Genomic DNA, 23639 nt, shown 5'->3' with positions numbered 1-23639 from the left:
AAAATTGATTGGATTGAAGGTAAAAATGCGGATGTGTCGAAAATATATATTTAAATTGAAGATAGAGAGCATTAGCTCTTTCTTTTTTGTCAATAAGAATAACAGTAAAATCCTGTAGTATATTGGTTATGGATGGATTTAGGTTAATGAAAAGAGGTCTTTGAAATGAAAGATCAATTAATACATATGCGTGATAAACTCAATGATATTAGTCGACGGAATCGTTCCATACGATTAGTAAAGCTATATAATAAATGGAGTTTTGACTTGACGGAATTGGATAAATTATCAGATTCACCAGTAAGTGAAACCATTGTTGAGAAAATTATCAACCAGACAAAAAATGAAGATACAAATTTAAACAGTCTTATAAAGGACAAGGTGCATCAATCACATATAGCTAGGCAAAAACAAAAAGAAAGTAGAAAACGCGAAAAAGAACAGGAAGAAATTTTTGGTTATGATGGAACCTTTTATTTTGTTACGGCTTATACTTCAAATGGTTTTCCATATGGAATTACCAGAGAGCAAATGGAAGAAATATATGAGGAGAAAACAAGGCAATTGAAAAATCAAGTCAATAAAATGTCCGTTTTAGATGATGAAGATTTACCATTTTAATTCATCGGTTCCAAGTGATTATATTACACTTGGGATTTTTTTTATAACCGTTAAGAAGAATCATTGAAGGTTTAGGTGAAATTGATGGTGCTATAAACCTAAAAATCCAACGAAGACCAAAAGAATCAGAAATAAAGGTACAATTCTATTAATTAAATGAAATAGAAAAAATTAGTTCAATCATTAAGGCACAAATTTCTAAATGACCCTGCTGATAAATTAAAGATTCTCTCAAACATGATTAATACTAAAACTAAAAATAAACTTGGTCACATGTATCCTAGTTAAGCCAAATAACCCTAAAAGTTATTTTTGAGATAATAGATAGGTTCTAAAGAGTGATATAATCTCAACTAAAAATAAAATATTCTTATTAAAATTGAATTTATTTCCATACCCATTATAATAATAAATAGGCAATTGTAAGCGAACACACTGAATATCTTGTGAAAAATAGGAGGAAAAAAATGGGGAGATTAGTTCATTTTGAAATTCATGTGAATGATATGGATCGGGCAAAGAAGTTTTATGGAGAAGTATTCGGATGGTCATTTCAAGATTGGAGTGATTATGCAGGAATGCCTTACTTCGGAGCAGTAACTGGCAGTGAGAATGAACCGGGGATTAATGGTGCTTTGATGCAGCGTCAAAGTGCTCCGCCGGAAGCAAACCAAGCTTTAAATGCATTTTCTTGTACGATGGGCGTGGAAAATTACGATTTAACGGAAGCTAAAATTATGGAGAATGGCGGTAAGGTCGCAATGCCCAAATATGCCCTGCCTGGAATGGCGTGGCAAGGATACTATATGGATACCGAAGGCAATATATTCGGAATTCATCAACCCGATGTGAATGCAAAATAGAATCGATGATAGGTGATTAAAACCATGAAAGCACAAGACACGGCAGGCATGCTTGAAAATGTGCGCAAAATCTGTCTTGCACTGCCCGAAGCTGTTGAAGTTATTGACGGTTTCGGTCACAATACATTTAAAATCAATAAAAAATCCTTCGTGATTTCAGGTGATAGCGAGAAAGGGTTTAGCTTGTCGTTTAAGTCAGATCGGGAAACTCAAGAATTATTGCTACAGAAAGAGCATTTTTTCAAAACCCCGTATATAGGACATCACGGCTGGGTATCGATTCAAAATCCGGATAGGGAAGACTGGGATGAATTGACCGATCTCATTCAAGAAGCCTATTTACGTGCGGCACCGAAGCGTTTGATTAAGAAATGGAATGAGTTGCATAAAAAGTGAAGTAAGGCGGATAATCTGCCTTTCTTTTTTTTACGTTCTTTTAGCAGCTTTACAGATACTGGTCGGCAAAAATAACGGCCTTATCTATATACACACACATAGTAGTTATAATTCACCAGTATCTAATGTTGAATGGTATTGTTGGTGTTATAAATTCATCTCAAAACATACACTCTTCATAGTAATGGATTAGATTTTAGACATTGAGGAGATGGAAATATGAACTTCGAGATGCAAAAAGCGAATATGTTGGCGGAAAATATAAATGGTTTTATAAAATATGTTCATAAAAGTTATGAAAATAAAATCGGCTTTCGTTTAAATACGGATAAAGTGTATCAATTAAAACTTCTTATGGAGGAGTTTACGTTTCAAATAATTGCAGATGAACTTGTGAGAATAAATCAGTTTACTTGGGATGAAACGTACACTCATTTATTAGTTGATCGATTTAAAAAAGGGATGGACGTTATTGATGAATACGTAGAAAATAACTACGATGATTTATTCATTTTTTCGGCTAGACTGTACACATTAAAGAACCTTAGTCAATCATTTACCATAAGGGAATAAAGGTAGGGATTATTAAAATTAGGGAAGGATGATTAATCCCTCCCTTTTTATCTTGACGTATTGTGCAATATACGACATATTGCTTAAATGATTTTAATTGTTGTATTTAAAACGATTGACTGTAAGTTTTGTCATATCCTCTAGTTTTTAACTCCATTACAATCGGTTTGGCACTATCTAATGTTGTATCAATTTCAAATTGGTAAGGGTCATTGTCTTTTGGGCCTTCATTTTTACCATATGTTTTAAGATTAACCCCTCGGCATGTAAATCCACGCTTTTCAAATTCACTAATTAAACTTTTTGCTTGCCAAAATTTTGTATTTGGAATAATCACATGTACATGTTGCGGCATTTCATTCCAAACCAATTTTGATAGGGTATTGATCGTATCTATACCATAGGATTTTGTTTTATTATTGATTGTCAGAACTGTAATAACATAATTTTTACCTTGCCCATTTATGTATCCCACACTGTTGATTCTCCAATTATATGTCTGATTGGTATTGGACCATCCATTTTTTAAGGCAATACTTAGCCCGGATGGAATCCCATAACCTGTACCCCAACGTTGATCCCATTCTACGTTTCGCATGAGATTAAGACCATACGCTCTCTGAGAAGCATTTAAAATTGTATTCGGAAAGGCAAAGTATTTCATCATGGTGAGTTGATCTAAAACGGTTGTAGTGGTAAATCCCCACATCCCACCTGAACCGGCGACCGTATTCGTCATACCCGCTTTGCGAAAAAATGACTGTACATTTTTATCACTGCCAAGCTGCCTCCATATAGTACTTGCAGCTTGGTTATCGCTATTTTCTATCATTCTCGTTAGTAATGAATTTTCATTGCTTGTAAGAGGTATTCGTTGATAAAGTACATCTGCTAACAGCGACATTTTCACAATACTTGCAGTTTGATAGGTTTTTGAAGGATTGTATGTATACGTTTTCCCCGTGTATGCATCGTAAACACCAATGGATACCGTGTTACTTCTAGAAGCAATATAGTTGGTTACATCCGATCCCAAAATCGGTTGGGTAGATGCATATGCCGGAATTTGTCCGTTCAACAGCATTGAAATTGCTACCAACGCCATCGTGAATGTTTTTTTATACCATTTCATTCTCTTATCACCCTTGCTAAATATTCTATTTCTATTATTCTACTTTAATAATACTGATTTTTCCTTTAAAAACCATATAAAAAATGGCAAAGTCGGAATTAGGGTCTATTTCTGTGATTTTTTTTATTTACAAAATACCAAATTTTAAAAAATTTATCCTATAATAATTTTGATGTTTATTTACAAAATTTTGTTAGGAGTTATCGGTATTATGACATGTTTAAATGAAATATTACTTTTAAAACTTATCGAGCAAACGAAGAAGAAAATGGTTGATACTGCATCTAAAACAGGTTTCATCAGTCAAGAGACCGTAAAATGCAGTCAGGAGTTAGATATTTTACTAAACCTGCATATGAAATCTTTTTCAAATAAACAAATTAACGTTTCATGAATCAAAAAAAATTAGTCAAGAGGTTCTTGGCTTTTATTTTTTAAATCGCTAGGTTGATACATATTACTATTATAGTTTTAAAGTTTTTACATTAAATCTATAGGAAGTGGGATAAAACATGAATGAGATTAGAAATATTTATTGCGTTGGGCGAAATTATGTAGCACATGCAAAGGAATTAAACAATGAGGTTCCTATTTCCCCATTTCTATTTTCGAAGCCTACTCATGCCTTCGTAGAAGCTAATAGTCAGGAGATCCATCTGCCTGGCAATCGAGGTTCAGTCCATTTTGAAACTGAACTCGTCATAGGGATTGGAAGACATTATGAAGCAGGCATGAAAGCAGATGAAGTTATCGAGAGTATCGGAATTGGGATCGATTTTACTTTACGGGATGTTCAAAGTGAACTTAAGAAAAAAGGGTATCCATGGTTACTTGCAAAAGGTTTCCCTAATTCTGCTGTTGTGAGTAAGTTTATTGCTTCTCCCGGTATAGAAGAAATAAAAAAAATGGACTTCATGCTAATGAAAAATGGAGAGATCGTACAGCAAGGAAATAGTAAAAATATGATTTTTGATTTGCAGACAATCGTTGAATTTACCTCACTTCACTTTGGATTGGGAAAAGGTGATATCATCTTTACCGGAACGCCAGAAGGAGTGGGGCAAATTTTTGACGGGGATCATTTGTCATTAATATGGGATCATAACGTTCTCGGTGAATGTTTTATTAAATTGTCGTAGCATTGAACAAATTCTTTATGGTCGTCATTGTTCTACTAACTTAATAAATACAAAATTAGCACGGTCATTGGACTGTGCTAATTAATTTCATACAAAAAACACCGTACTAAATACTTGGTATAGTCAGTTAAAAAAATAAAAGCCTTTGTATCTATTAATCTAAATCAAAGTTAATGTCATTTTTAAATTCTAAAACTACTCCAAAATGATTCAACGTTAATCGTAGGTCCTTTTCCATCATTCTAATAAATTCGCATTTTTTAAATTGTTTCACTAATTCCGGTGAAACATCAATTTTACAAAATATCTTAACTTTTTTCTCCAAAATGTTATGGTAAAATAAAGGAAACGAAGGGTAGGAGAGGGTTGGGATGAATATTTACTAAAATAACCCAATGTCTGTTCGTGATTATTTCATCATTCGAGAGAAGTCTGAGGAACTATTAGAATATATTGATGGAATGGTCTATATGACGCCTTCTCCATCAACAGAACATCAACGAATATCAAAAAAACTTCTCATTCAATTTGATCAATTTCTAAATGAAAAGTCTTCTGAAGTATTTCATGCACCGTTTGATATTGAACTAAAAACTGAAAACATGGAAGAGTCGAAAATTGTCATTCCAGATCTTAGTGTCATCTGTGATAAAAGTGGTTTTACAGAATCTCGTTATATTGGTGTGCCAACCCTTATTGTAGAAATCCTAAGTCCATCTAATCAATCTCATGATTTAATCACAAAATTAAATCTTTATATGAATTTTGGTGTCAATGAATATTGGATTGTTAACCCAATGCTCCATTCCGTGACAGTTTATTCCCTTAATAAAGAAAGATTGTATGAACAGCATGATATAAAAACAGCAGGCGGAATCATTACATCGAAATTCCTGCAGGGATTCTCTGTTGATTTAAAAGAAATTTTTTAAATAAGTAATTGATAACTTTAGGGGAATCGATAGACTGCGTGGCGGATAAAAGAATAAGGAGTACACATAAGAATGTGATAAAAAGGAGTAAATTTTAAATGGAAAATAAGGGACTTAAGATATTGATTCATGCTAGTACTTGGTTTGCACCTATAGTTGTTCCTCTTATTGTATTTCTCATCATTTCAAATCGGGAAATTAAAAGCCTATCGTTACAAGCATTAATATTTCACTTTGTGATGGGGATCATAATTGCAGTTTCTGCTTTCTTCTCTTGGATATTAATAGGACTACCGTTCCTGATTATTTTTGGATTAATTGCTATAATAGCTCCAATTGTAGGAATTTTGTATGCCATTAAAAATCGTCCTTTTAAATATCCTATTGTTGGATCGTGGTTTAAGAAGTTCTACTAGTAAGGGAAAATAATACAAATTGTAATTATTATTAAAGAGCAATCAATAAAAAAGCCGATTACTTAATCTCTTAGGAAATCGGCTTTTTTTTGTGTGATATAGAAACCTTTTCTGTAAGGAATTATTGCTACTTCCTATAACTATGTAGAATTGCTCGTATGAAAACTATGTTCTTTTCATACGAGCAATTCCAAGGGATTTTTTTTCTTTCAATTTACAATAATGATGATCCCTTAAAGCGGCGGTCGTGATAAATACATTGATAAAACTAAAAAACTATGATAAAGTAGTATAGAAACACAATTTATTATTTCATGATATAGTATCCTAATTATATTATACGACATAAATACTCTTCAGTCAACCCCCATTTTCATTTTTTTAAAGGAGTGCTTGATATGAATACAGAACTTCGGCAGGAGCAAGAACGAGTGGATAGCGTAATGGAGATAATTACGGAGCAAATCGGCAAGCTGGAAGACGAAACCGTCCGGCGTCGGAAAGAAGTGGTTGATTTCCGCAAACACTTTTGGGATGACGTCAAGGTTAACACAGATACTTTCGACGATTATCTGGAGACAATTATCAGCATGAGACAATATGCTCAGGACCTGTCCGTAAGCCAAAGCACCCACAGCCAAGCCTCCAAGAGGTTGTCCGCGCTGCGTCGCATACAGGAGGTACCGTATTTCGGCCGAATCGATTTCACTGAAGAAGGAACTTCAGGTGCGGAACGAATCTATATCGGAGTCTCCACGCTTGCGGATTCAAGCGGAGAGAACTTCCTTATTTACGACTGGCGGGCGCCGGTCTCGAGTGTCTACTATGATTACCCGCCCGGTCCGGCCGAATACGCTACGCCAGGAGGCGCAATCCGCGGTATGCTGGAGAAAAAGTGGCAATATATCATCCGCGGCGGCGTTATCAAATCGATGTTCGATACCAGTCTCACCATTGGAGACGAGATTTTACAGAAGGCTCTTGGCAAAGGTACAGACAAACATATGCACAGCATCGTGGCCACCATTCAGCGGGAGCAAAATCGGATTATTCGGCACGATCGCGGGAGGCTGCTCATTGTTCAAGGCGCCGCCGGCAGCGGCAAGACATCGGCCGCCCTGCAGCGGATCGCTTACTTGCTCTACAAGGATCGAGATAGGCTGAAAGCCGATCAAATCATTCTATTTTCGCCTAACTCGATGTTTAATAGTTACGTATCCAATGTGTTGCCTGAACTCGGCGAAGAGAATATGCAGCAGGTCACCTTCCAGGAATACTTGGACCATCGGCTGAGCCACGCATTTCAAGTCGAGGGACCTTACGAGCAATTGGAATATGTGTTAACAGCAGCAGATGATCCTTCCTACCGGACTAGGACAGCGAGTATCCGATTCAAGGCATCAACCCGTTTTTTCGAGACAATCAAAACATACAGGCAGTCGCTAGAACGATCCGGCATGATATTCAAAGGAATTATATTCAGAGGTAAACCGATCGTCACCGCCAAACAAATCGCGGAAAGGTTTTATAGCAACGACACCTCGCTCCGCTTTCACAATAGGCTTGAAAAGTTGGCAGAATGGCTAAACGAGCGAATAGATGAAACCGAAAAGCTCGAGCTGACCAAGCCATGGGTACAGGAAGAAATTGAACTGCTTAGCAATGAGGAATATCATAAGATTTATACCCACTTACGGAAAAAACACGGCTTTAGGGGAGAATCGTTTGATGATTATGAGTTGAATCTCAACGAACTTAGCCGATTGATCGTTCGCAGGAAGCTGAAGCCGTTGCGCAAACGGATCCGGACGCTTCGTTTCGTCGACATGAAGGGAATATACAAGCAACTTTTCGCCGATCCAACGCAGATCCAACCGTGGATGGAAGGGGAAACCCCCGATGAGTGGGCGGATATTTGCCGATTGACTGTGAAAATGCTTGATGAAGGCGAACTGTTTTACGAAGATGCTACTCCGTTTTTACTTTTGAAAGAGCTGATTCAAGGTTTTCAGACGAACATCTCGATCAAACACGTTCTTGTAGACGAAGCGCAAGATTATTCTCCGTTTCAATTTGAGTTTTTGAAACGTTTGTTTCCTTCAGCAAGGATGACCGTGCTCGGCGACTTTAACCAGGCGATATTCGCCCATGCCAGCGAAAGGGTCGATTTCCATACACTTACCGGCTTATATGGGCCGGATGAGACGGATGCGATCAACTTGACCCGAAGCTACAGATCCACAAAACCGATCGTCGAATTTACAAGTGGTCTCGTGCCCGGGGGAGAACGTATTATCGCTTTTGAACGCGACGGAGAGAAGCCTGTGCTGACGCGATTGTCCGATCGCGCCGAGCTGCACCGCTGCATCGCTTCTAAAGTTGCAGACTTGCGTAATCACAAGTATCATACGATCGCGATTATATGCAAATCCGCAGCGGAAAGCAGCACGGCATTTGAGGCCCTAAGCAGTGTCGAAGAAATCAAGCTCGTCAAAAGCGGCTCGATTGAATACGAGCAAGGCGTTGTCGTCATCCCAGCTTATTTGGCTAAAGGCATCGAATTCGACGCCGTTATTATTTATGACGCATCGGTGCAAGGATACGGCGATGAGAGCCTGCGCAGATTATTCTACACCGCCTGCACCAGGGCTATGCATTACTTGCAGCTATACAGTGTAGGCAAACCGAGCCCATTTTTGAGTGACGTTGCGCCGGAGAGTTTACTTTTGACCTAGCTTTTTCAGGGCGGTATAAAGCGCTGCAGCCTAATAAGCTGCAGCGTTTTATCTGAAATTTTATTCTGGAGTCCATTTACAGTAATGGAATAGATTTGAGAATAAGCAATTCCAAAAGATAATGCACTCTTGCCATTAGACCGTTATCGGTTGAATTTACTAACAAATATATATTAAAACCATAGATTTACAGTTGACTTTTTAAACTGTAACGATTAAATTTACAGTATACCCCTTAAGAAATGAGTTGGGGGAGATGAAAGTATATTGTCAAGCTTGGCTAAGACAATATGAGTTTTTGGTGCTAAACTGTAAGTTTTTTAATTACAATTGATAATTTTGAACTGTTAAGAATTGAATGGACAATTAGTAAGGAAATAATAAATGACTACGTGTTTACGATTGAGTTCCCACATGTATGTCAAAATATCTTTAAGGAGCGTGTAAAACGATGGTAAATCTGTATACAACACCAAGCTGTACTTCTTGCCGGAAAGCAAAAGCTTGGTTTGAGGAACATCATATTGACTATATTGAAAGAAACATTTTATCTGAACCCCTTACAGTCGATGAGATTAAATCTATCCTACGCTTGACTGAAGACGGAACAAGCGAGATTATTTCAACTAATTCAAAAACTTTTAAGGAATTAAATATAAATATTGAATCACTTCCGCTTAATGAATTCTATCAATTAATAATGGAGCACCCTAAAATGCTGCGCATGCCAATTATCCATGATGAAAAAAGATTACAGGTTGGATATAACGAGGAAGATATTCGTAGTTTTCTGCCGCGCAGGCTTCGTACATTTTTGAACACCGAATTGCAAAAAGTGGCCAATTAAAGTTGTTATAATGAAGGTAACATCCAAAATCTTTACGGTTAAAACTGATTCTTGGAACTGATAGCCGGCTTGCCATCTTTTGTTGTTTATCTTGAATAGGTTTTTTTGAATGGAGGAAGAAAAAGATGATTGAAGTATTTGTCACCGTTAATTATAAAAATAGAATTTATCAAACCAATGTGATTGTGGAAAAAGAAACGACTTGGGAAAAAATTAAACGGTTAGCAGAAGATCAAGTCCAAAAACAATGGAATGTTTAACTTTTTAGCTTACTATAGTGAACATTATACTTTTTGATTAAAATGTAATAAAAAAAATTACAGATTGATAAAATTTCTTATTTTAAACTAAAATAATTTAAAAAGGTGAGAAAGCATGTTGTCCGATTTTCATGTCATTTTAATTACAGGTGATTGGTTTAACCAAGATCCTGTTACATAACAATAATGCGCATCGCAAAAACAACCCGGAAATGAGTAGCCAGCAGAGGCTACTCATTTCTTAGGAATCTTGGAAAATTCAAAAAGTAGACAATTTTTGTTTCGTTTAAGAAATCTTACTTATCCAACAATGGCGTAAAACCTCCTTTCTTTAGAAATGGGGATATAACCCATTCTTTTTTTTCTTTTTACTACCACCCTTCATGCAAAAAGTGGTAGAATATAAATATAGAACAAATGTTCCTATTCGAGGTGAGAATGGGAATGGAATAGAACAAAAAGAACATGAAAGAGCAGAAGAAAAAAGAAGTAAAAGGTGATATCGTTATTCGGAAATTTCCGTTGCGTTTGACAGAGGAGGAGAGAAGCTTAGTCGATACTCTTCGCACGGAAGCTGCGAATCTTTGGAATGATGTTTTAGACCTTCATTGGTGGTTATATGATGTGTATAAGATTTGGACCGGTGCTTCGGAAAAGAAGAAATGGTACAACGCAACCACACATACCTTGCACTCTCAAACGATTCAATCCATTATCGAATTACACGAAGAAACATGTAAAAGAACAAGGGAGCTACGGGCTAAAGGTGAAAAGCAGTGGCGTTACCCTTGGAAATATAAGAAATTTTTCATCGTTAAATATAAAAAAGCGGCTATTAAAGTAAAGGAAGAAAAGCTTGTCTTTAGCAACGGCAAAAATCAACGCCCCTTAGTGATTCCTCAACCAAAGCATATTCATTTCCATACGATAAAAAGTGCTGAAATTGTTTGGCATAAAAATCAATACTGGTTGCATCTGGCAGTGGAAGTGCCTAAACAAATGCCTGTCCGCGGTGACACTGAAGCGGGATGTGATTTAGGATTAATTCACGCAGCTGTTTTAAGTAACGGAAAAAATCACCTCATTGTAACCGGCAGGGAGCTCCGATCATTGCAACGCTATAGAAATAAAAGATTGAAGACGTTTCAAAAACGAATTAGCCGGAAAAAACCAGGTTCGAATAAAAGACATAAACTCATTTTACGTAAACGCCGTTTTTTGGAAAAAATGGAACGGAGAATCGAGTATCTAGTGCATTCTATATCGAAAATGGTTACCGATTGGTGTGTTGATAACCAAATTAAAACGCTCTTTATTGGAACACCGGATGGAGTTCAAAAGAATACAAAAAGGAAAAAGAAAACACGTAAAGAGATTCGCCAACAGCTGTCCAATTGGAATTTCGGCCAATTAATCGAGAAAATAAAATATAAATTGAAACTCCGGGATGTGACGGTGCAACTAGTGGAAGAGTCATATACTTCCGGAACATGTCCTTCTTGCGGTGAGTTCCGTAAACAATGGAATCGAAACTTCCACTGTAAGTGTGGGGCGAAAGGACATCGTGATCTAGTTGGTGCACTGAATATTTTGGACAAGTCTAAAAATAAACAACTTACCCCAAACCGTGAATTACCTAGGATTCAAGATACAAAGTATCACCGAGTCCTTTTAACTCCCATTGTTTCGCAAAATGGAGTGAAAAGGACAGTGGCGTAGTGCCTATGATTGGGCTGCGGTATGTGGTCTTTGCCTCATGTCGTAATGAACCGGAGAAGCAGTAAGACCCGGAAGCCCCGGCTGAAGGGCGACTTTGATGAAGGTTTAAAAAAGAATCCCCTAGATTTATCTATGGGGAGAAGTCAACTTTACCTAAGATCGAAGGGATGGACTATGACGAAATCCATTTAGCCAATTGTCGATTAAGAAAACTTGAAGCAGAACAAAATGAAATCTACAAAAAGGTAAAACCCTACATTAAGTACTCTGGGGAAACTGGTAGTACACGGTACAGTTTGATAGAAGATGTTGCTTACTGGCGTAAGGCAAATCAAATTCACAATTGGTTTGTTGAAATTCTCCGTAACGGGATTGATGAACCTCTTTTTACAATCGAAGTAACCAAAGATAATCTCCACAACCTTTACAATCTTTGTTTAAAAACCCTTTCAATAAACGCAGACCCAAGAGAAACATTGCCGACAAGACCTGGATGCTATTTTGGGAATCTCGCTTATAATGATTGGTATTACAGGGAAGTTTACGAGACCAAATCATTACTGGAATACTTCCTTCGCCACTTTAATTTTGAAACCCACTACTTAATTTATCAATGTTCCTGGTAAGACCCTCAACATGTACTTTATTTCATAATTCCTATATTTCATCAATGCTATTTTCGCATAAATTGTTGTTTTTCGTATAAATTTATCAACCCCTATAATTAGAAGCTTCGTGGCATCTTTTCGTAAGAACATTTGCGAAAATTGCCTAGAAACTTAGTAAATGAACTTTATTAAGCTTCAAAAGCAACAAAGTTTACGAAAAGAGCCTTTATCAAAAATACTACGAAATCTCTCTTAACTTTGTAAGTAGTGTCAAGAATAATAATTAATTCAAAATAATTCAGGTGTAGACATGGAAATCTGTCAAAGAGTTAGTTTTAATAGTACATTTACAATTAAAACGGATTAAGTTATTGTTTTTAATAATTGGAAATCGGAGGGATACTGTGGAAGAAAAAATAAACAAAATTCTTTCTGTATTGCAAACAACTAATGATCGTTTAGGAAAAATGGAAACAGGACAATCACAATTAATAACAGGGCATAAAGAATTGATTAACCAAATAGAAAATGTCGAAAAAGGGCAAACGGAATTGGTTAGCCGAATGGGAAATGTAGAAAAAGGGCAAACAGAATTAGTTAGCCATATGGGAAATGTAGAAAAAGGGCAAACGGAATTGGTTGGCCGAATGGAAAATGTAGAAAAAGGGCAAACAGAATTAGTTAGCCGAATGGGAAATGTGGAAAAAGGGCAAACGGAATTGGTTGGCCGAATGGAAAATGTAGAAAAAGGGAAAACAGAATTAGTTAGCCGAATGGGAAATGTGGAAAAAGGGCAAACGGAATTGGTTAGCCGAATGGAAAATGTAGAAAAAGGGCAAACGGAATTAGTTAGCCAAATGGGAAATGTGGAAAAAGGGCAAACGGAATTGGTTATTCGAATGGAAAGTGTAGAAAATGGCCAAGTGGAATTAACGAAGGGCCAAAAAGAATTAACCGGCAATATGGAAAAGAATCATAATGAATTAAAAGAGCTGATTAAACATACTACAACGTTGATGACTGAAAATTTCACCAATATCCGAAAAGATATGAAATCCTTTGAAAGAGATGTATCAGCAGATATTGAACTTTTATTTCAAGAATCAGCTTTACAGAAGAGAAAAATTAATAAGCTTGAACAATCTAAAAATTAATTAAACGCTGCAGCTTACTATATGCTGCAGCGTTTTATCTAAAATGGATCATTTTCTTTTTCATTATATTCATTGTTTTGAACGCCCTGGCTGTACTGAATGGTTAGGTTTGGAATACTCTTTTTATGAAAAACTGAGACAACGTACAGGTATTCGGCTTTTTTCGTGTCGGATTTTGCTTAGCGTAAAATTTCCGAAATGTTGGCTGTACCTCTACTTGTTACTTGCACTAGTATTTTTTTGGGATTATTGAATAATTTTCAAAAAGGTGTGAGACACTTTAACGACGGAATATTGGAGTTTTTTCTTAAGTTAGATTTTATAAATCATATATTATTGGGGGGATTATGATGAAAAAAATTCGGAAGATGAAGCCTTTAAAAAAAGCCATTCAGGAACTGGAGAGTACCGGCGTATTGCCCCCCAATGTTCAAGATGAAGTACTCGTACCGGATATATCCTTGAATGAACAGGTTTTGAAACAAGTTTTTGAAAATTGTTCCGATATTGTCTTTCGCCCCATTTCCTTAAATCGGAAGGCCAAAATGCTTCTGATTTATATCGATGGATTAGTGGATACGAAAATAATGGAACAGGTTGTTTTGAAACCAATGATGTTCGAAGGTATGCCTGATGGATTAAAGAATGTGACCTCAATAGGGGAAATCATCCAGGATCAGCTTATCGCTTTTTCTCAAGTTAAGGCGGTTTCTAAGGTTCGTGAGGTCATTGAAGGAGTATTGAAATCTAATCTTGCCGTTCTAACAGATGGGGAGAGCCAAGCACTGCTTGCTGATTTAAAAGGGTTTGAGAAACGTAGTATTGAAGAACCTGGTGCAGAGCTTTCTGTTCGTGGTCCTCGAGACGGATTTACGGAAACACTCAGGGTCAATACGAGCCTTGTGCGTCGAAGAATTCGGAGCCCGAGACTAAAAATGGAACCCTATTCGATTGGGGAGTTATCGCAGACAGATATAGCGATTGCCTATATTGATGGGATTGCTCCCAATACGGTTTTGGAGGAAGTTCGCCAAAGGATTCAGCGAATTCAAATTGATGGGGTTTTAGAGTCAGCTTTCATTGAAGAATTTATCGAGGATCTGCCTTTTTCTCCCTTCCCTCAAATACAGAATACTGAGCGGCCGGATGTTGTGTGTGCAAGCCTATTAGAAGGGAAAGTTGCCATTTTTGTGGATAACACACCTTTCGTTCTTATTGTTCCCATGACATTCTGGACAGGACTGCAAGCAGCAGAGGATTATTATGAACGCTCTATCTATACAACCTTTATTCGATTCATACGTTATATATTAATAAATATTTCATTATTTCTCCCTTCTCTTTATGTTGCGGTGACAACATTTCATCCGCAATTGATCCCGACAAGCTTGCTTATCAGTATTGCTGCGGCAAGAGAAGGAATTCCTTTCCCGGCGGCCGTAGAAGCACTTATGATGGAATTTTTGTTTGAAGGTTTGCGGGAAGCGGGCATTCGCTTGCCAAAATCAGTTGGATCTGCCGTCAGTATCGTGGGAGCGCTCGTAATCGGACAAGCTGCCGTGCAGGCAGGCATTATATCAGCACCCATGGTAATTATTGTGGCTACCACCGGTATCGCCTCGTTTTCTTTTCCACGATACAACCTGGGAACACCCTATCGTATGCTGCGCTTCCCAATGCTGCTATTGGCGGGAATGTTGGGGTTGTATGGGGTTGCTTTTGGAGCCCTTGCTATTATCATCCATCTAACGAACATTCGCTCTTTTGGCATTCCTTATTTAAGCCCAGTTGCTCCTCAGATTCCTCGTAATTTGAAGGACGTATTGATCCGAACACACCGGTGGAACATGACAAACCGTCCCGTGCTGATATCTGGTGAGGAAAAAATGCGGATTCCGGAAGGCCAACAACCCGGTCCGAAACGAGGGGACCAGACAGAATGATCCGGCTAAGGGCACTTTGTCTTATACTGGTCATTTCTTTATTTTTCTTGACGGGCTGCTGGGATCGAACGGAGTTAAACGATCTGGCAATAGAGTTGGGCTGGGGACTTGATCAAGCGAAGAATAACAGGGTTCAAATCAGCGCTCAATTTATCATCCCTTCGAAAATTGGAATGGGACAGAGTGGAAGAAATGAAGCAGGAAAAACTGTTTTTATAGAATCGGGAACTGGAAGGGACACACTTGATGCTGTCCAAAAGATGCAAACAAAATTGTCAAGAGAAGTTTTTCGAGGGCACCGGCGTGTTATTGTGATTGGGGAAAAATTAGCTAGACGCGGTCTCGCTCCTTTATTGGATACCTATAGCCGCGACCCCGATATTCGCTTGCGAGCTGATGCACTCATAGTAAAGGGAAATACAGCAAAGCAGTTTCTTGAAGCATCCTACCCTTTAGAAAATATCGCGGCACTCGGGGCACTGAAAGAACATATACAAGTAGGTGGTATGGGAGACACGTCTTTATTAAATTTCCTTATTGCCATCATGAGTGATGGAATCACCCCAACCCTGCCCGTTATTGAACTAATCCATAGCTCTAAAAAACAAGATCAAACGAGTTTCAAAGGATTTCAAATTGTAGGCATGGCGGTTTTTAACAAAGACCTTAAATTGATGGGGTTCTTAAATATCCAGGAAGATAAAGTCTATCTTTGGCTAGTCAATCGATTAACCAAACATACGATTACGGTAACTGTACCTCAAGGCAATGGAACTTCCAGTTTCTATATGACAAAAGCAAACAGCAAAATCATACCCATTATTCAAGGGAACACCATCAAGTGCGACATTGTTCTTTCCGGTGAGGGAATCATTCGAGAAAACAATACGAATTTGGATCTTACTCAATCGGAAAATCTTACTCTTTTAGAACATGTATTGGAGAAAAGGGTTGAAAAAGAAGCTTCTCAAACCATTGAAAAGGTTCAAAAACAATATGGAACCGATATCTTTGGCTTCGGTGAAGCCATTCATAAAAAATATCCATCTCAATGGAAGGTATTAAAGAAAAATTGGGGCAATCAGTTCAAAAAGGTAGAGGTCTCAGTCCATTCAAATCTGACCATTCGGCGAGTAGGTCTGACCGGACCATCGTTGCAGTTAAAGAAAAATGAAATAAAAGAATAAGGAGATAGTAGGATTGTGCCAAAATCAATGAAAATCTCTGGCTCGCAAATCTTTTGGATCATGTTCACATTTGAAGTGGGAAATTCACTTCTTCTGACCATATCATCTACGATCCGTATTGCAAAACAAGATGCATGGATCTCGATGGTAATTGCAGGGCTTGTTGGCATTGCCATTACCTTTCTGGCAACCACACTTAGTTCGCAGTATCCGAACCAAACAATGATTGAATTTAGTCAAACCATTCTCGGTAAATGGCTTGGAAAGCTGATGATGATTCCCTTTTTCCTTCTATGGTACTCGGCGATGGGGGTAATCGTCCGTGAATTTGGTGATTTCATTATAACTGCGTTGTTTCATAAGACACCTTTGTGGGTTATTGTATTTGCCACCATGTTACTGCTCATTTTTATCATATACCAAGGCGGGATAGAAGGCATTGGACGTTTAAGTGAAATCGTTGGTCCAATGGTTCTTTTGATGATTACTGTCTTATTAATTTTAGACCTTAGCAATATGAATTGGCATTATATGCTTCCCCTTTATCAAGATTCCGGATGGCTTCCGATCCTTAAAGGTTCCTATACCCCCATGGCCTCCTTTTTTGGAGAGTCTGTCATGATGACCATGTTCGTCTTTTTTATGGAAAAACCCGACCAAGCGTCATCACGGGCGATATGGGGAATTGGAATAGCAGTTTTGATGGTAAGCATAGGAACTCTGGCCGTGATTTTCACATTCGGTCCAAGTTTGCCTTCAAGGCTTTTGTATCCTTTTTACGATATGAGTCGGTTCATATCCGTAATGGAATTCATTCAAAATGTGGATATTTTGATTGTCATTATTTGGTTTTTTAGTATTTTTATTAAGCTGGCGTTATATATGTTTATTGCCTGTTATGGAACGGCTCAATGGTTTCACCTGAAGGATTGGCGAAAAGTAGTTTGGCTTCTTGCCCCTATTTCGTTTGTTATGGCTGTGTCGATTAAAAATATCCAGATATTCGCCCAGGATTATGACAAGTTCTTCGTCCTTCCGTTTGTGTTTCCTATCAACATGATTGGGATTCCCTTACTTTTGTTGGTTGTTGGCTGGATTCGAAGAAAATATGCATAAATCCAGTAACATTATAAAAAAAGCCTAATTTCTCAGTATTTTTATGGAGAAATTAGGCTTTTTATTTTCGGATATCTTTAACGTTGTAAACACTACCCCATTTTTGGGATATGGATTTACTTTACTTTATCTTATCTAAATTGATAGAAGATAACCTATTAAATCCTTTTTACTTTTGTTTTTGTGACACTGCGGCGACCATCTATACTAGTAGGTACGTCTCCATCAATGGTAACTCTTCGGACAACTCTTTGTGCATTACCATAGTCATTCACTGCATAATGTTGGGTGGCGCGGTTATCCCAAATGACGACATCCCCCGCTCTCCATTTCCAGCGGACCGTATTTTCGAGTTGTGTTACATGTCCTTGCAAGATCGAGAATAGATGTGCCGAATCGGTGGAAGAAAGCCCGATAAAGTTTTTCACAAAATGACCGAGTAGAAGATGGCGCTCACCTGTTTCTGGATGTACATGGACAACTGGATGTTCGGTTTCATATAGGGTAGAAGTAAAGATTTCTTCATGGCGTTTTTTCGCTTCAGCAGAAACACCATTGTGTTTTGCTGCATAATCATAAGCATTGGTATGGACTGCCCATAATTGATCCGCCAAATTTTGTAATTCAGTTGGAAGATGTTCATAGGCAGTTGCAGTGTTTGCCCAAACGGTATCACCTCCTGCCTCTGGTACCACCACTCCTCGTAAAATAGAGAATTTCGGGTACGCAGCTTCAAAGGTTACATCTGTATGCCATGAATTAGCACGCCCGCCATGGTCAGAATGAAGTTCTAATATATAGTTTGTGCCATCTTTTGCTGGGACAGTTGGATGAACAACTGGATTACCAAGTAGTTGTGCAAATGCTTCTTGTCCTTGATCGTCCAGGTGATTCTGATCACGGAAGAAAACAACCTTATACTTTAACAGTGCTTCACGGATAGATTTAACCGTATTGGAGTCTAGTTCTCCGGAAAGTTTCGCACCTGATATTTCTGCTCCAATACGTCCAGCCACTGGTTTTACTACAATTACTGCTCCACTTTGAACTTCTTTGACATTACTCATTTTTATTTCCTCCTTGTTTAGCCGCAAAAGCGAGCTTTAATAATGGGCCGATAAGACGAAAGAAAGCCAGAGCATAATAGCTCTGGCTTCCAGGTGACTGGTCAGCAATTCATTTGAATTTAAAGTATGTAATTCCCATCGGCTTAATGTGATTTTAAAATGCAGGAAAACATCTGTCAATCATTAATTTTTAGTTTTTTAAAAAGATTAAATCTATTTTTTGTCCTTTATATTAATTTGGAAAATTTTTAATTTTATGTTGACGACTGAAAATAGAATTGGTAGTATAAGTAAAAAACCAAGTAGACCAATAGGAAATATAGATTTTTATCGGCCGGACAACCGGAGACTTTTCTTGTTAAAGAGATGTCTCCGGTTTTTTTATCGATAAATAAGCCGGCAAGTAGGAAAATGCCCTTTGCTAGGAATATTTCACGAAGCCTGTAAAGGATATTTCGATTTGATGAATTGGTTTTAAGCTTAAGTGAAGGAAGGGACAATTATGAAAATTTGGAGAACCAAAGCACTATTAGTGTTAGTTGTGTTATCAGCCGTTATCTCCTCTGGATGTCAGGTGAAAAAGACAGGAGCCACAGGAGCGAAAGGAGATGGCGAGTTTGAAACGCAGAAAATAAGATATGAAGGATCAGTTGGTACAGTTACTTTTCCAGAATTAGCAGAGGATTTAGGCTATCTTAGTCCGATAAAACTTGAATGGATCGGAAATCAAACAAGCGGGCCTGCGTCTATTCAAAACGCGGCCACCGGTCAAACGGATTTTGGCGGTGCTTTTAATGGTGCCATTGCCAAGCTGATAGGTAGCGGAGCACCTATAAAGTCGGTCATTGGCTATTACGGCAGTGATAAGGATACATATACTGGCTACTATGTATTAACTGACAGCCCGATAAAAAGTGCCCGCGATTTAATTGGAAAAAAGGTTGGAATGAATACAATGGGAGCACATGCTGAATTTGTTTTAAAAGAATATTTAAAACAAAATGGATTAACTGATGACGAAATTAAGAAAGTAACTTTAGTTGTTCTTCCACCGGTAAGTACAGAGCAGTCACTGCGCCAAAAACAAATTGATGTGGCTGTTTTGTCCGGGATGTTTGGGGACCTTGCTGTAAAAAAAGGCGGGGTCAGAAAGCTTTTTAGTGACTATGATTTGTTGGGGTCCTTTACAGCTGGAAGTTATGTCTTTACTGACAAATTTATCAAACAAAATCCACATACGGTTAGAAAGTTTGTTGAGGCTACAGCGAAAGCCATTGAATGGGCACGAACGACTCCACGGGACCAAGTGATTGCCCGTTTTGAATCTATTATTAAGAAACGAGGGAGGAAGGAGGATACAAACCTGTTGCAATATTGGAAGAGTACAGGTATAGCCGCGAAAGGGGGTGTTATTCAGGAAAAGGAGTTTAAAGTATGGGTTGACTGGCTGAAGAAAAACGGTGAGTTACATGATGGTCAATTGAAACTGGATGATTTATATACGGATGAATTTAATCCTTTTAAAGGTGATTATGAAAAAAGTAATGAGGTGAGACAATGACGGAAAAAATTCAGTTTGAACATGTCAGTAAGGTCTTTAAAGTAAGGGATTCTGAGCAAGGAAAGGGAGCCTTTAAAGAATTTACAGCCATTAAAAATGTTCATTTTTCAGTTAACAGTGGAGAGTTTCTTTCATTGGTAGGCCCTTCTGGATGCGGAAAATCAACTTTGCTTGATCTTTTAGGCGGTTTAACGAAGCCAACCTCAGGAAGGATTTTATTGGATGGAAAACCGATTGAGGGTCCGGGTTTAGATCGGGGGATTGTCTTTCAGCAGTATGCGTTATTGCCTTGGAAAACAGCGAAAGGAAACATTGAATTTGGCTTAGAGTCAAAAGGTGTTCCCAAAAAGGAGCGGGCTGAAATTTCCCGGTACTTTTTGTCACTGGTTGGATTATCGGGCTTTGCAGACCGTTATCCGCACGAACTTTCAGGCGGAATGAAGCAGCGTGTTGCTATTGCCCGAAGTTTAGCGTTTGACCCGGAAGTACTGTTAATGGATGAACCTTTCGCTGCACTAGATGCGCAAACGCGTGAAACCTTACAAACAGAATTGCTTCGAATCTGGGAACATACCAAAAAAACGATTGTTTTCATTACCCATGGAATTGATGAGGCGGTTTATTTAGGACAGCGGGTGGCGGTAATGACTTCCCGACCGGGAACGATTAAACAAATTATTGATAATCCTCTTCATTCAACTAGCCAAGAAGAAGATTTACGTTCGACAAATGAATTTGCAATGGCACGTCACCAAATTTGGGATTTACTTCGTGAAGAGGTAGGCAAGGCACAAACAGTTGAGAAAAGAGACCAATCAGCTTAACAACGTTTGAATTATTTTATAGAAGAGGTGAAAAAAATGCCTGATTTCGGTAAATCGATCATAGCACCTATGCAAACATCACAACGCATTCGTTTTTCTTTTCATTGGGTGCAAAAGCTTGTAAAACAATCAATAATCATTTTGCTTTTACTGATCCTTTGGGAGATTGCTCCCCGAATTGGGTTGGCGGATCGTACTTTCTTTCCGCCTTTTTCCAAAGTTGCAGAGAGCTGGTGGGGGTTAGTAATTTCGGGTGACCTGTATGCCCACTTTCAGGCTAGTATACTCCGGTCGCTTGTAGGATTTGGATTGGCGATTGTCATTGCCATTCCTTTAGGGCTTGTAATCGGATGGTATCCGCTGGCAAATGAATTGTTAAACCCGGTGTTGGAGCTGTTTCGTAATACGGCTGCCTTAGCGTTATTACCAGTCTTTATTTTGCTGCTTGGGATTGGTGAAACATCTAAAGTTTCGATCGTCTTGTTTGCTTGTATTTTTCCGATTCTTTTAAATACGATTAATGCTGTTCGAAATGTTGATCCGTTACTTATTAAGTCAGCCAAATCAATGGGGCTGACCTCCTACAGACTGTTTTATAAAGTGATTTTGCCTGCATCCATTCCGACTATTTTTACCGGAATACGTATGTCCGGATCATCTTCGATCCTTGTGTTGATTGCGGCCGAAATGGTTGGAGCAAAGGAAGGTTTGGGATATCTCATTAATTATACGCAACAGAACTTCCAAATTCCGCAAATGTATGCCGGTATTATCACGATTGCTCTGCTCGGTGTGGCTATAAATTATCTTTTAGTCTCCTTAGAGAGAAAATTCTCTAGCTGGAAAACAAATCCAAATGAATAATAAAAGAAAGTGGGATGAACATGACTCATAATCATCGGGAAATGAAATTAGGCGCGTTTTTTATGATCCCTGGACATCATGTCGCTGCTTGGCGGCATCCAAAGGCAGAAGCCCATCAAATTATGAGCTTTGATTTTATCAAAAGGCTTGCCCAAACAGCGGAGCGTGGAAAGTTTGATATGGTTTTTCTTGCGGATAGCTATGCGGTGAGAGGGAAAAATCAAAAGGTACTGGGCCAAACCGTGAATACGTTATTTGAACCCTTTACCCTTTTGTCAGCCCTTTCTGCTGTAACAAATCATATCGGATTTGTGGGAACGGTATCAACAACCTTTAATGAACCATTTAATGTAGCCCGCAGGTTCGCTTCTCTTGATCATTTGAGTGGCGGCCGTGCCGGGTGGAATGTTGTCACATCAAGCACTGACGTAGAAGCCCAAAATTTTAATTTAGATCAGCAGCTCCTTCATGAAAAGCGGTATGAACGTGCTGAAGAGTTTGTCGATGTGGTCACGAAGCTATGGGATAGTTGGGAGGATGATGCGTTAATAATTGATAAAGAGTCAGCCCGATTTGCGGATTCTTCCAAAATACACTCCATTAATCATAAAGGAGAATGGTTTTCCGTTGCAGGTCCGTTAAATATCTCCCGGCCGGTGCAAGGGCATCCTGTTGTCATCCAGGCCGGTTCTTCTGAAGCGGGGAAGGAGCTTGCGGCGCGGACAGCCGAGGTGATTTTCACTGCTTGGCAAACGCTTGAAGAAGCTCAAAGCTTTTATGCTGATGTGAAAGGAAGAATGGTAAAATACGGTCGCTCACCGGAGGAATTGAAAATTATGCCTGGTGTTTTCCCTGTTATTGGGAGAACGGAGGAAGAAGCGGAAGAAAATAAGGTACTGTTCGAGGAACTTATACCTGAAGAAGCAGGGATATCTCTTTTGTCTGGTATGATAAGTGTTGATTTATCAGGATATCCGGTGGATGGACCACTCCCTGATTTGCCTGAATTAAATCAGATTAATGGCGGGAAAAGTCGTTTCCAATTATTAAAGGATCTTGCCGATCGTGAAGGTTTGACGATTCGCAAACTGTATCAACGGATAGCCGGTGCCCGCGGACATCGGGAGATCAAGGGTACACCTGAGCAAATTGCGGATCAAATGCAAGAATGGTTTGAAAATGGGGCAGCGGACGGCTTCAATGTCATGCCTCCTTATTTACCTGGTAGTCTAGATGATTTCGTTGATCTGGTTATTCCAGTACTGCAACAACGCGGGTTGTTCCGTAAAGAATATACAGGCAACACATTACGTGAGAATTTAGGATTAAAGCGGCCAGTTAATACTCTTATTGAGCCAAAAAAGAAACAATATAACCTCGGTTAGTGGTACCAGTTTGTTTCCCGAAAAATAACCTATCTAAAAAGCCGGTTTCCTATAAAATCAGGAAAGCCGGCTTTTATAGGAATACGCCCGCAGCCAAATCGTTGATACCTATGCTCTTCAACCCGACAACCCCCGCCAAATTCAAATTATCTACTATTATTAAGATATTTATCTTAAAAATCCGAATGTAAGTACAACTCCTTTAATATAGTAAATGTAAATAGACTTTAAACCAGTATCAACTTAGGGTCTCTAAATCGGTACAAGTTTTCTAGTTAAATAAGAAAAGAAAAACTT

The 23639-nt window shown here is 38.4% G+C and carries 23 protein-coding genes; 21 read left to right on the top strand and 2 right to left on the bottom strand.

Annotated features, from left to right (window positions below):
* The first annotated feature begins 165 nt into the window (after nt 1-165).
* The 4 genes from AC3ANV_RS16075 (at nt 166) to AC3ANV_RS16060 (ending at nt 2453) form a co-directional block, all read left to right on the top strand.
* Entirely contained in the window at nt 166-621 is a 456-nt protein-coding gene (locus AC3ANV_RS16075) for a hypothetical protein (protein ID WP_488309707.1), read from the top strand.
* A 467-nt stretch (nt 622-1088) separates the two neighbouring features.
* Nucleotides 1089-1484 carry a VOC family protein gene (locus AC3ANV_RS16070; protein WP_488309706.1) on the top strand — a complete coding sequence of 132 codons (396 nt, stop codon included), beginning with the start codon at nt 1089-1091 and terminating at the stop codon, nt 1482-1484.
* A gap of 24 nt (nt 1485-1508) precedes the next feature.
* Complete coding sequence (locus tag AC3ANV_RS16065; protein ID WP_488309705.1) at nt 1509-1880, top strand: MmcQ/YjbR family DNA-binding protein; 372 nt, start codon at nt 1509-1511, stop codon at nt 1878-1880.
* A gap of 219 nt (nt 1881-2099) precedes the next feature.
* On the top strand, nt 2100-2453 hold the full coding sequence (locus AC3ANV_RS16060) for a hypothetical protein (RefSeq protein ID WP_488309704.1): 354 nt from the start codon (nt 2100-2102) through the stop codon (nt 2451-2453).
* Nucleotides 2454-2559: 106 nt separating this feature from the next.
* Here AC3ANV_RS16060 and AC3ANV_RS16055 read toward each other — a convergent pair whose 3' ends face one another.
* Entirely contained in the window at nt 2560-3585 is a 1026-nt protein-coding gene (locus tag AC3ANV_RS16055) for a serine hydrolase (RefSeq protein WP_488309703.1), read from the bottom strand.
* 211 nt (nt 3586-3796) lie between these two features.
* Here AC3ANV_RS16055 and AC3ANV_RS16050 point away from each other — a divergent pair, with 211 nt between their 5' ends.
* The 13 genes from AC3ANV_RS16050 to AC3ANV_RS15990 all read left to right on the top strand — a co-directional run bounded on the left by AC3ANV_RS16050 (nt 3797) and on the right by AC3ANV_RS15990 (nt 17641).
* A complete protein-coding gene (locus AC3ANV_RS16050) occupies nt 3797-3979 on the top strand; it encodes an aspartyl-phosphate phosphatase Spo0E family protein (protein ID WP_488309702.1) in 183 nt (60 codons plus the stop codon).
* A 118-nt stretch (nt 3980-4097) separates the two neighbouring features.
* Nucleotides 4098-4724: a fumarylacetoacetate hydrolase family protein gene (locus AC3ANV_RS16045; protein ID WP_488309701.1), complete on the top strand. Its 627-nt coding sequence runs from the start codon at nt 4098-4100 to the stop codon at nt 4722-4724.
* Between the two features lie 395 nt (nt 4725-5119).
* On the top strand, nt 5120-5656 hold the full coding sequence (locus AC3ANV_RS16040) for a Uma2 family endonuclease (protein ID WP_488309700.1): 537 nt from the start codon (nt 5120-5122) through the stop codon (nt 5654-5656).
* Nucleotides 5657-5754: 98 nt separating this feature from the next.
* Nucleotides 5755-6072, top strand: coding sequence for a magnetosome magnetite crystal formation protein family (locus AC3ANV_RS16035; RefSeq protein ID WP_488309699.1), 318 nt, complete (start codon nt 5755-5757; stop codon nt 6070-6072).
* A gap of 398 nt (nt 6073-6470) precedes the next feature.
* Nucleotides 6471-8807, top strand: a complete 2337-nt coding sequence (gene helD, locus AC3ANV_RS16030; protein WP_488309698.1) for an RNA polymerase recycling motor HelD — start codon at nt 6471-6473, stop codon at nt 8805-8807.
* 451 nt (nt 8808-9258) lie between these two features.
* The gene (gene spxA, locus AC3ANV_RS16025) at nt 9259-9654 is read left to right on the top strand and encodes a transcriptional regulator SpxA (protein WP_488309697.1); all 396 of its coding nucleotides are present in this window, start codon (nt 9259-9261) and stop codon (nt 9652-9654) included.
* Between the two features lie 125 nt (nt 9655-9779).
* Nucleotides 9780-9914, top strand: a complete 135-nt coding sequence (locus AC3ANV_RS16020; protein WP_488309696.1) for a BA3454 family stress response protein — start codon at nt 9780-9782, stop codon at nt 9912-9914.
* A 465-nt stretch (nt 9915-10379) separates the two neighbouring features.
* Nucleotides 10380-11633 carry an RNA-guided endonuclease InsQ/TnpB family protein gene (locus tag AC3ANV_RS16015; RefSeq protein WP_488309695.1) on the top strand — a complete coding sequence of 418 codons (1254 nt, stop codon included), beginning with the start codon at nt 10380-10382 and terminating at the stop codon, nt 11631-11633.
* Between the two features lie 167 nt (nt 11634-11800).
* Nucleotides 11801-12259 (top strand): hypothetical protein, encoded by a 459-nt coding sequence (locus AC3ANV_RS16010; RefSeq protein ID WP_488309694.1) that lies wholly within the window; start codon nt 11801-11803, stop codon nt 12257-12259.
* Nucleotides 12260-12645: 386 nt separating this feature from the next.
* Nucleotides 12646-13395: a hypothetical protein gene (locus AC3ANV_RS16005; RefSeq protein WP_488309693.1), complete on the top strand. Its 750-nt coding sequence runs from the start codon at nt 12646-12648 to the stop codon at nt 13393-13395.
* A 347-nt stretch (nt 13396-13742) separates the two neighbouring features.
* Nucleotides 13743-15338 (top strand): spore germination protein, encoded by a 1596-nt coding sequence (locus AC3ANV_RS16000; protein ID WP_488309692.1) that lies wholly within the window; start codon nt 13743-13745, stop codon nt 15336-15338.
* A complete protein-coding gene (locus AC3ANV_RS15995; protein ID WP_488309691.1) occupies nt 15335-16525 on the top strand; it encodes a Ger(x)C family spore germination protein in 1191 nt (396 codons plus the stop codon). Before AC3ANV_RS16000 ends, AC3ANV_RS15995 begins: the two co-directional genes overlap by 4 nt.
* A 27-nt stretch (nt 16526-16552) precedes the next feature.
* Nucleotides 16553-17641 (top strand): GerAB/ArcD/ProY family transporter, encoded by a 1089-nt coding sequence (locus AC3ANV_RS15990; RefSeq protein WP_488314251.1) that lies wholly within the window; start codon nt 16553-16555, stop codon nt 17639-17641.
* A 158-nt stretch (nt 17642-17799) separates the two neighbouring features.
* On the opposite strand, the gene AC3ANV_RS15985 is transcribed toward AC3ANV_RS15990, so the two are convergent.
* Nucleotides 17800-18708: a TauD/TfdA dioxygenase family protein gene (locus tag AC3ANV_RS15985; protein ID WP_488309690.1), complete on the bottom strand. Its 909-nt coding sequence runs from the start codon at nt 18706-18708 to the stop codon at nt 17800-17802.
* A gap of 502 nt (nt 18709-19210) precedes the next feature.
* Between AC3ANV_RS15985 and AC3ANV_RS15980 the strand changes: the two genes are divergently transcribed.
* The 4 genes from AC3ANV_RS15980 to AC3ANV_RS15965 are packed head-to-tail and all read left to right on the top strand — an operon-like array spanning nt 19211 to nt 23342.
* Nucleotides 19211-20269 carry an ABC transporter substrate-binding protein gene (locus tag AC3ANV_RS15980; RefSeq protein ID WP_488309689.1) on the top strand — a complete coding sequence of 353 codons (1059 nt, stop codon included), beginning with the start codon at nt 19211-19213 and terminating at the stop codon, nt 20267-20269.
* On the top strand, nt 20266-21093 hold the full coding sequence (locus AC3ANV_RS15975; RefSeq protein ID WP_488309688.1) for an ABC transporter ATP-binding protein: 828 nt from the start codon (nt 20266-20268) through the stop codon (nt 21091-21093). Before AC3ANV_RS15980 ends, AC3ANV_RS15975 begins: the two co-directional genes overlap by 4 nt.
* Before the next feature lie 36 nt (nt 21094-21129).
* Entirely contained in the window at nt 21130-21957 is an 828-nt protein-coding gene (locus AC3ANV_RS15970; RefSeq protein ID WP_488309687.1) for an ABC transporter permease, read from the top strand.
* Nucleotides 21958-21977: 20 nt separating this feature from the next.
* Nucleotides 21978-23342: an LLM class flavin-dependent oxidoreductase gene (locus AC3ANV_RS15965; RefSeq protein ID WP_488309686.1), complete on the top strand. Its 1365-nt coding sequence runs from the start codon at nt 21978-21980 to the stop codon at nt 23340-23342.
* Nucleotides 23343-23639: the final 297 nt, after the last annotated feature.

The organism is Neobacillus sp. DFD-2R (genome assembly GCF_057747865.1).
The sequence above is the reverse complement of the archived record's forward strand: the minus strand, read 5'-3'. Positions and strand labels throughout refer to the sequence as shown.

Bases quoted from the DNA above. Each gene is read 5' to 3' on its own strand.
- AC3ANV_RS16065 (WP_488309705.1), top strand. From the start codon at position 1,509: ATGAAAGCACAAGACACGGCAGGCATGCTTGAAAATGTGCGCAAAATC.
- AC3ANV_RS16050 (WP_488309702.1), top strand. From the start codon at position 3,797: ATGACATGTTTAAATGAAATATTACTTTTAAAACTTATCGAGCAAACG.
- AC3ANV_RS16010 (WP_488309694.1), top strand. From the start codon at position 11,801: ATGGACTATGACGAAATCCATTTAGCCAATTGTCGATTAAGAAAACTT.
- AC3ANV_RS15975 (WP_488309688.1), top strand. From the start codon at position 20,266: ATGACGGAAAAAATTCAGTTTGAACATGTCAGTAAGGTCTTTAAAGTA.
- AC3ANV_RS16020 (WP_488309696.1), top strand. From the start codon at position 9,780: ATGATTGAAGTATTTGTCACCGTTAATTATAAAAATAGAATTTATCAA.
- AC3ANV_RS15980 (WP_488309689.1), top strand. From the start codon at position 19,211: ATGAAAATTTGGAGAACCAAAGCACTATTAGTGTTAGTTGTGTTATCA.
- AC3ANV_RS16075 (WP_488309707.1), top strand. From the start codon at position 166: ATGAAAGATCAATTAATACATATGCGTGATAAACTCAATGATATTAGT.
- spxA (WP_488309697.1), top strand. From the start codon at position 9,259: ATGGTAAATCTGTATACAACACCAAGCTGTACTTCTTGCCGGAAAGCA.
- AC3ANV_RS16060 (WP_488309704.1), top strand. From the start codon at position 2,100: ATGAACTTCGAGATGCAAAAAGCGAATATGTTGGCGGAAAATATAAAT.
- AC3ANV_RS16015 (WP_488309695.1), top strand. From the start codon at position 10,380: ATGAAAGAGCAGAAGAAAAAAGAAGTAAAAGGTGATATCGTTATTCGG.
- AC3ANV_RS15990 (WP_488314251.1), top strand. From the start codon at position 16,553: ATGAAAATCTCTGGCTCGCAAATCTTTTGGATCATGTTCACATTTGAA.
- AC3ANV_RS15970 (WP_488309687.1), top strand. From the start codon at position 21,130: ATGCCTGATTTCGGTAAATCGATCATAGCACCTATGCAAACATCACAA.
- AC3ANV_RS15995 (WP_488309691.1), top strand. From the start codon at position 15,335: ATGATCCGGCTAAGGGCACTTTGTCTTATACTGGTCATTTCTTTATTT.
- AC3ANV_RS15985 (WP_488309690.1), bottom strand. From the start codon at position 18,708: ATGAGTAATGTCAAAGAAGTTCAAAGTGGAGCAGTAATTGTAGTAAAA.
- AC3ANV_RS15965 (WP_488309686.1), top strand. From the start codon at position 21,978: ATGACTCATAATCATCGGGAAATGAAATTAGGCGCGTTTTTTATGATC.
- AC3ANV_RS16070 (WP_488309706.1), top strand. From the start codon at position 1,089: ATGGGGAGATTAGTTCATTTTGAAATTCATGTGAATGATATGGATCGG.
- AC3ANV_RS16055 (WP_488309703.1), bottom strand. From the start codon at position 3,585: ATGAAATGGTATAAAAAAACATTCACGATGGCGTTGGTAGCAATTTCA.
- AC3ANV_RS16040 (WP_488309700.1), top strand. From the start codon at position 5,120: ATGTCTGTTCGTGATTATTTCATCATTCGAGAGAAGTCTGAGGAACTA.
- AC3ANV_RS16000 (WP_488309692.1), top strand. From the start codon at position 13,743: ATGATGAAAAAAATTCGGAAGATGAAGCCTTTAAAAAAAGCCATTCAG.
- AC3ANV_RS16045 (WP_488309701.1), top strand. From the start codon at position 4,098: ATGAATGAGATTAGAAATATTTATTGCGTTGGGCGAAATTATGTAGCA.
- AC3ANV_RS16035 (WP_488309699.1), top strand. From the start codon at position 5,755: ATGGAAAATAAGGGACTTAAGATATTGATTCATGCTAGTACTTGGTTT.
- helD (WP_488309698.1), top strand. From the start codon at position 6,471: ATGAATACAGAACTTCGGCAGGAGCAAGAACGAGTGGATAGCGTAATG.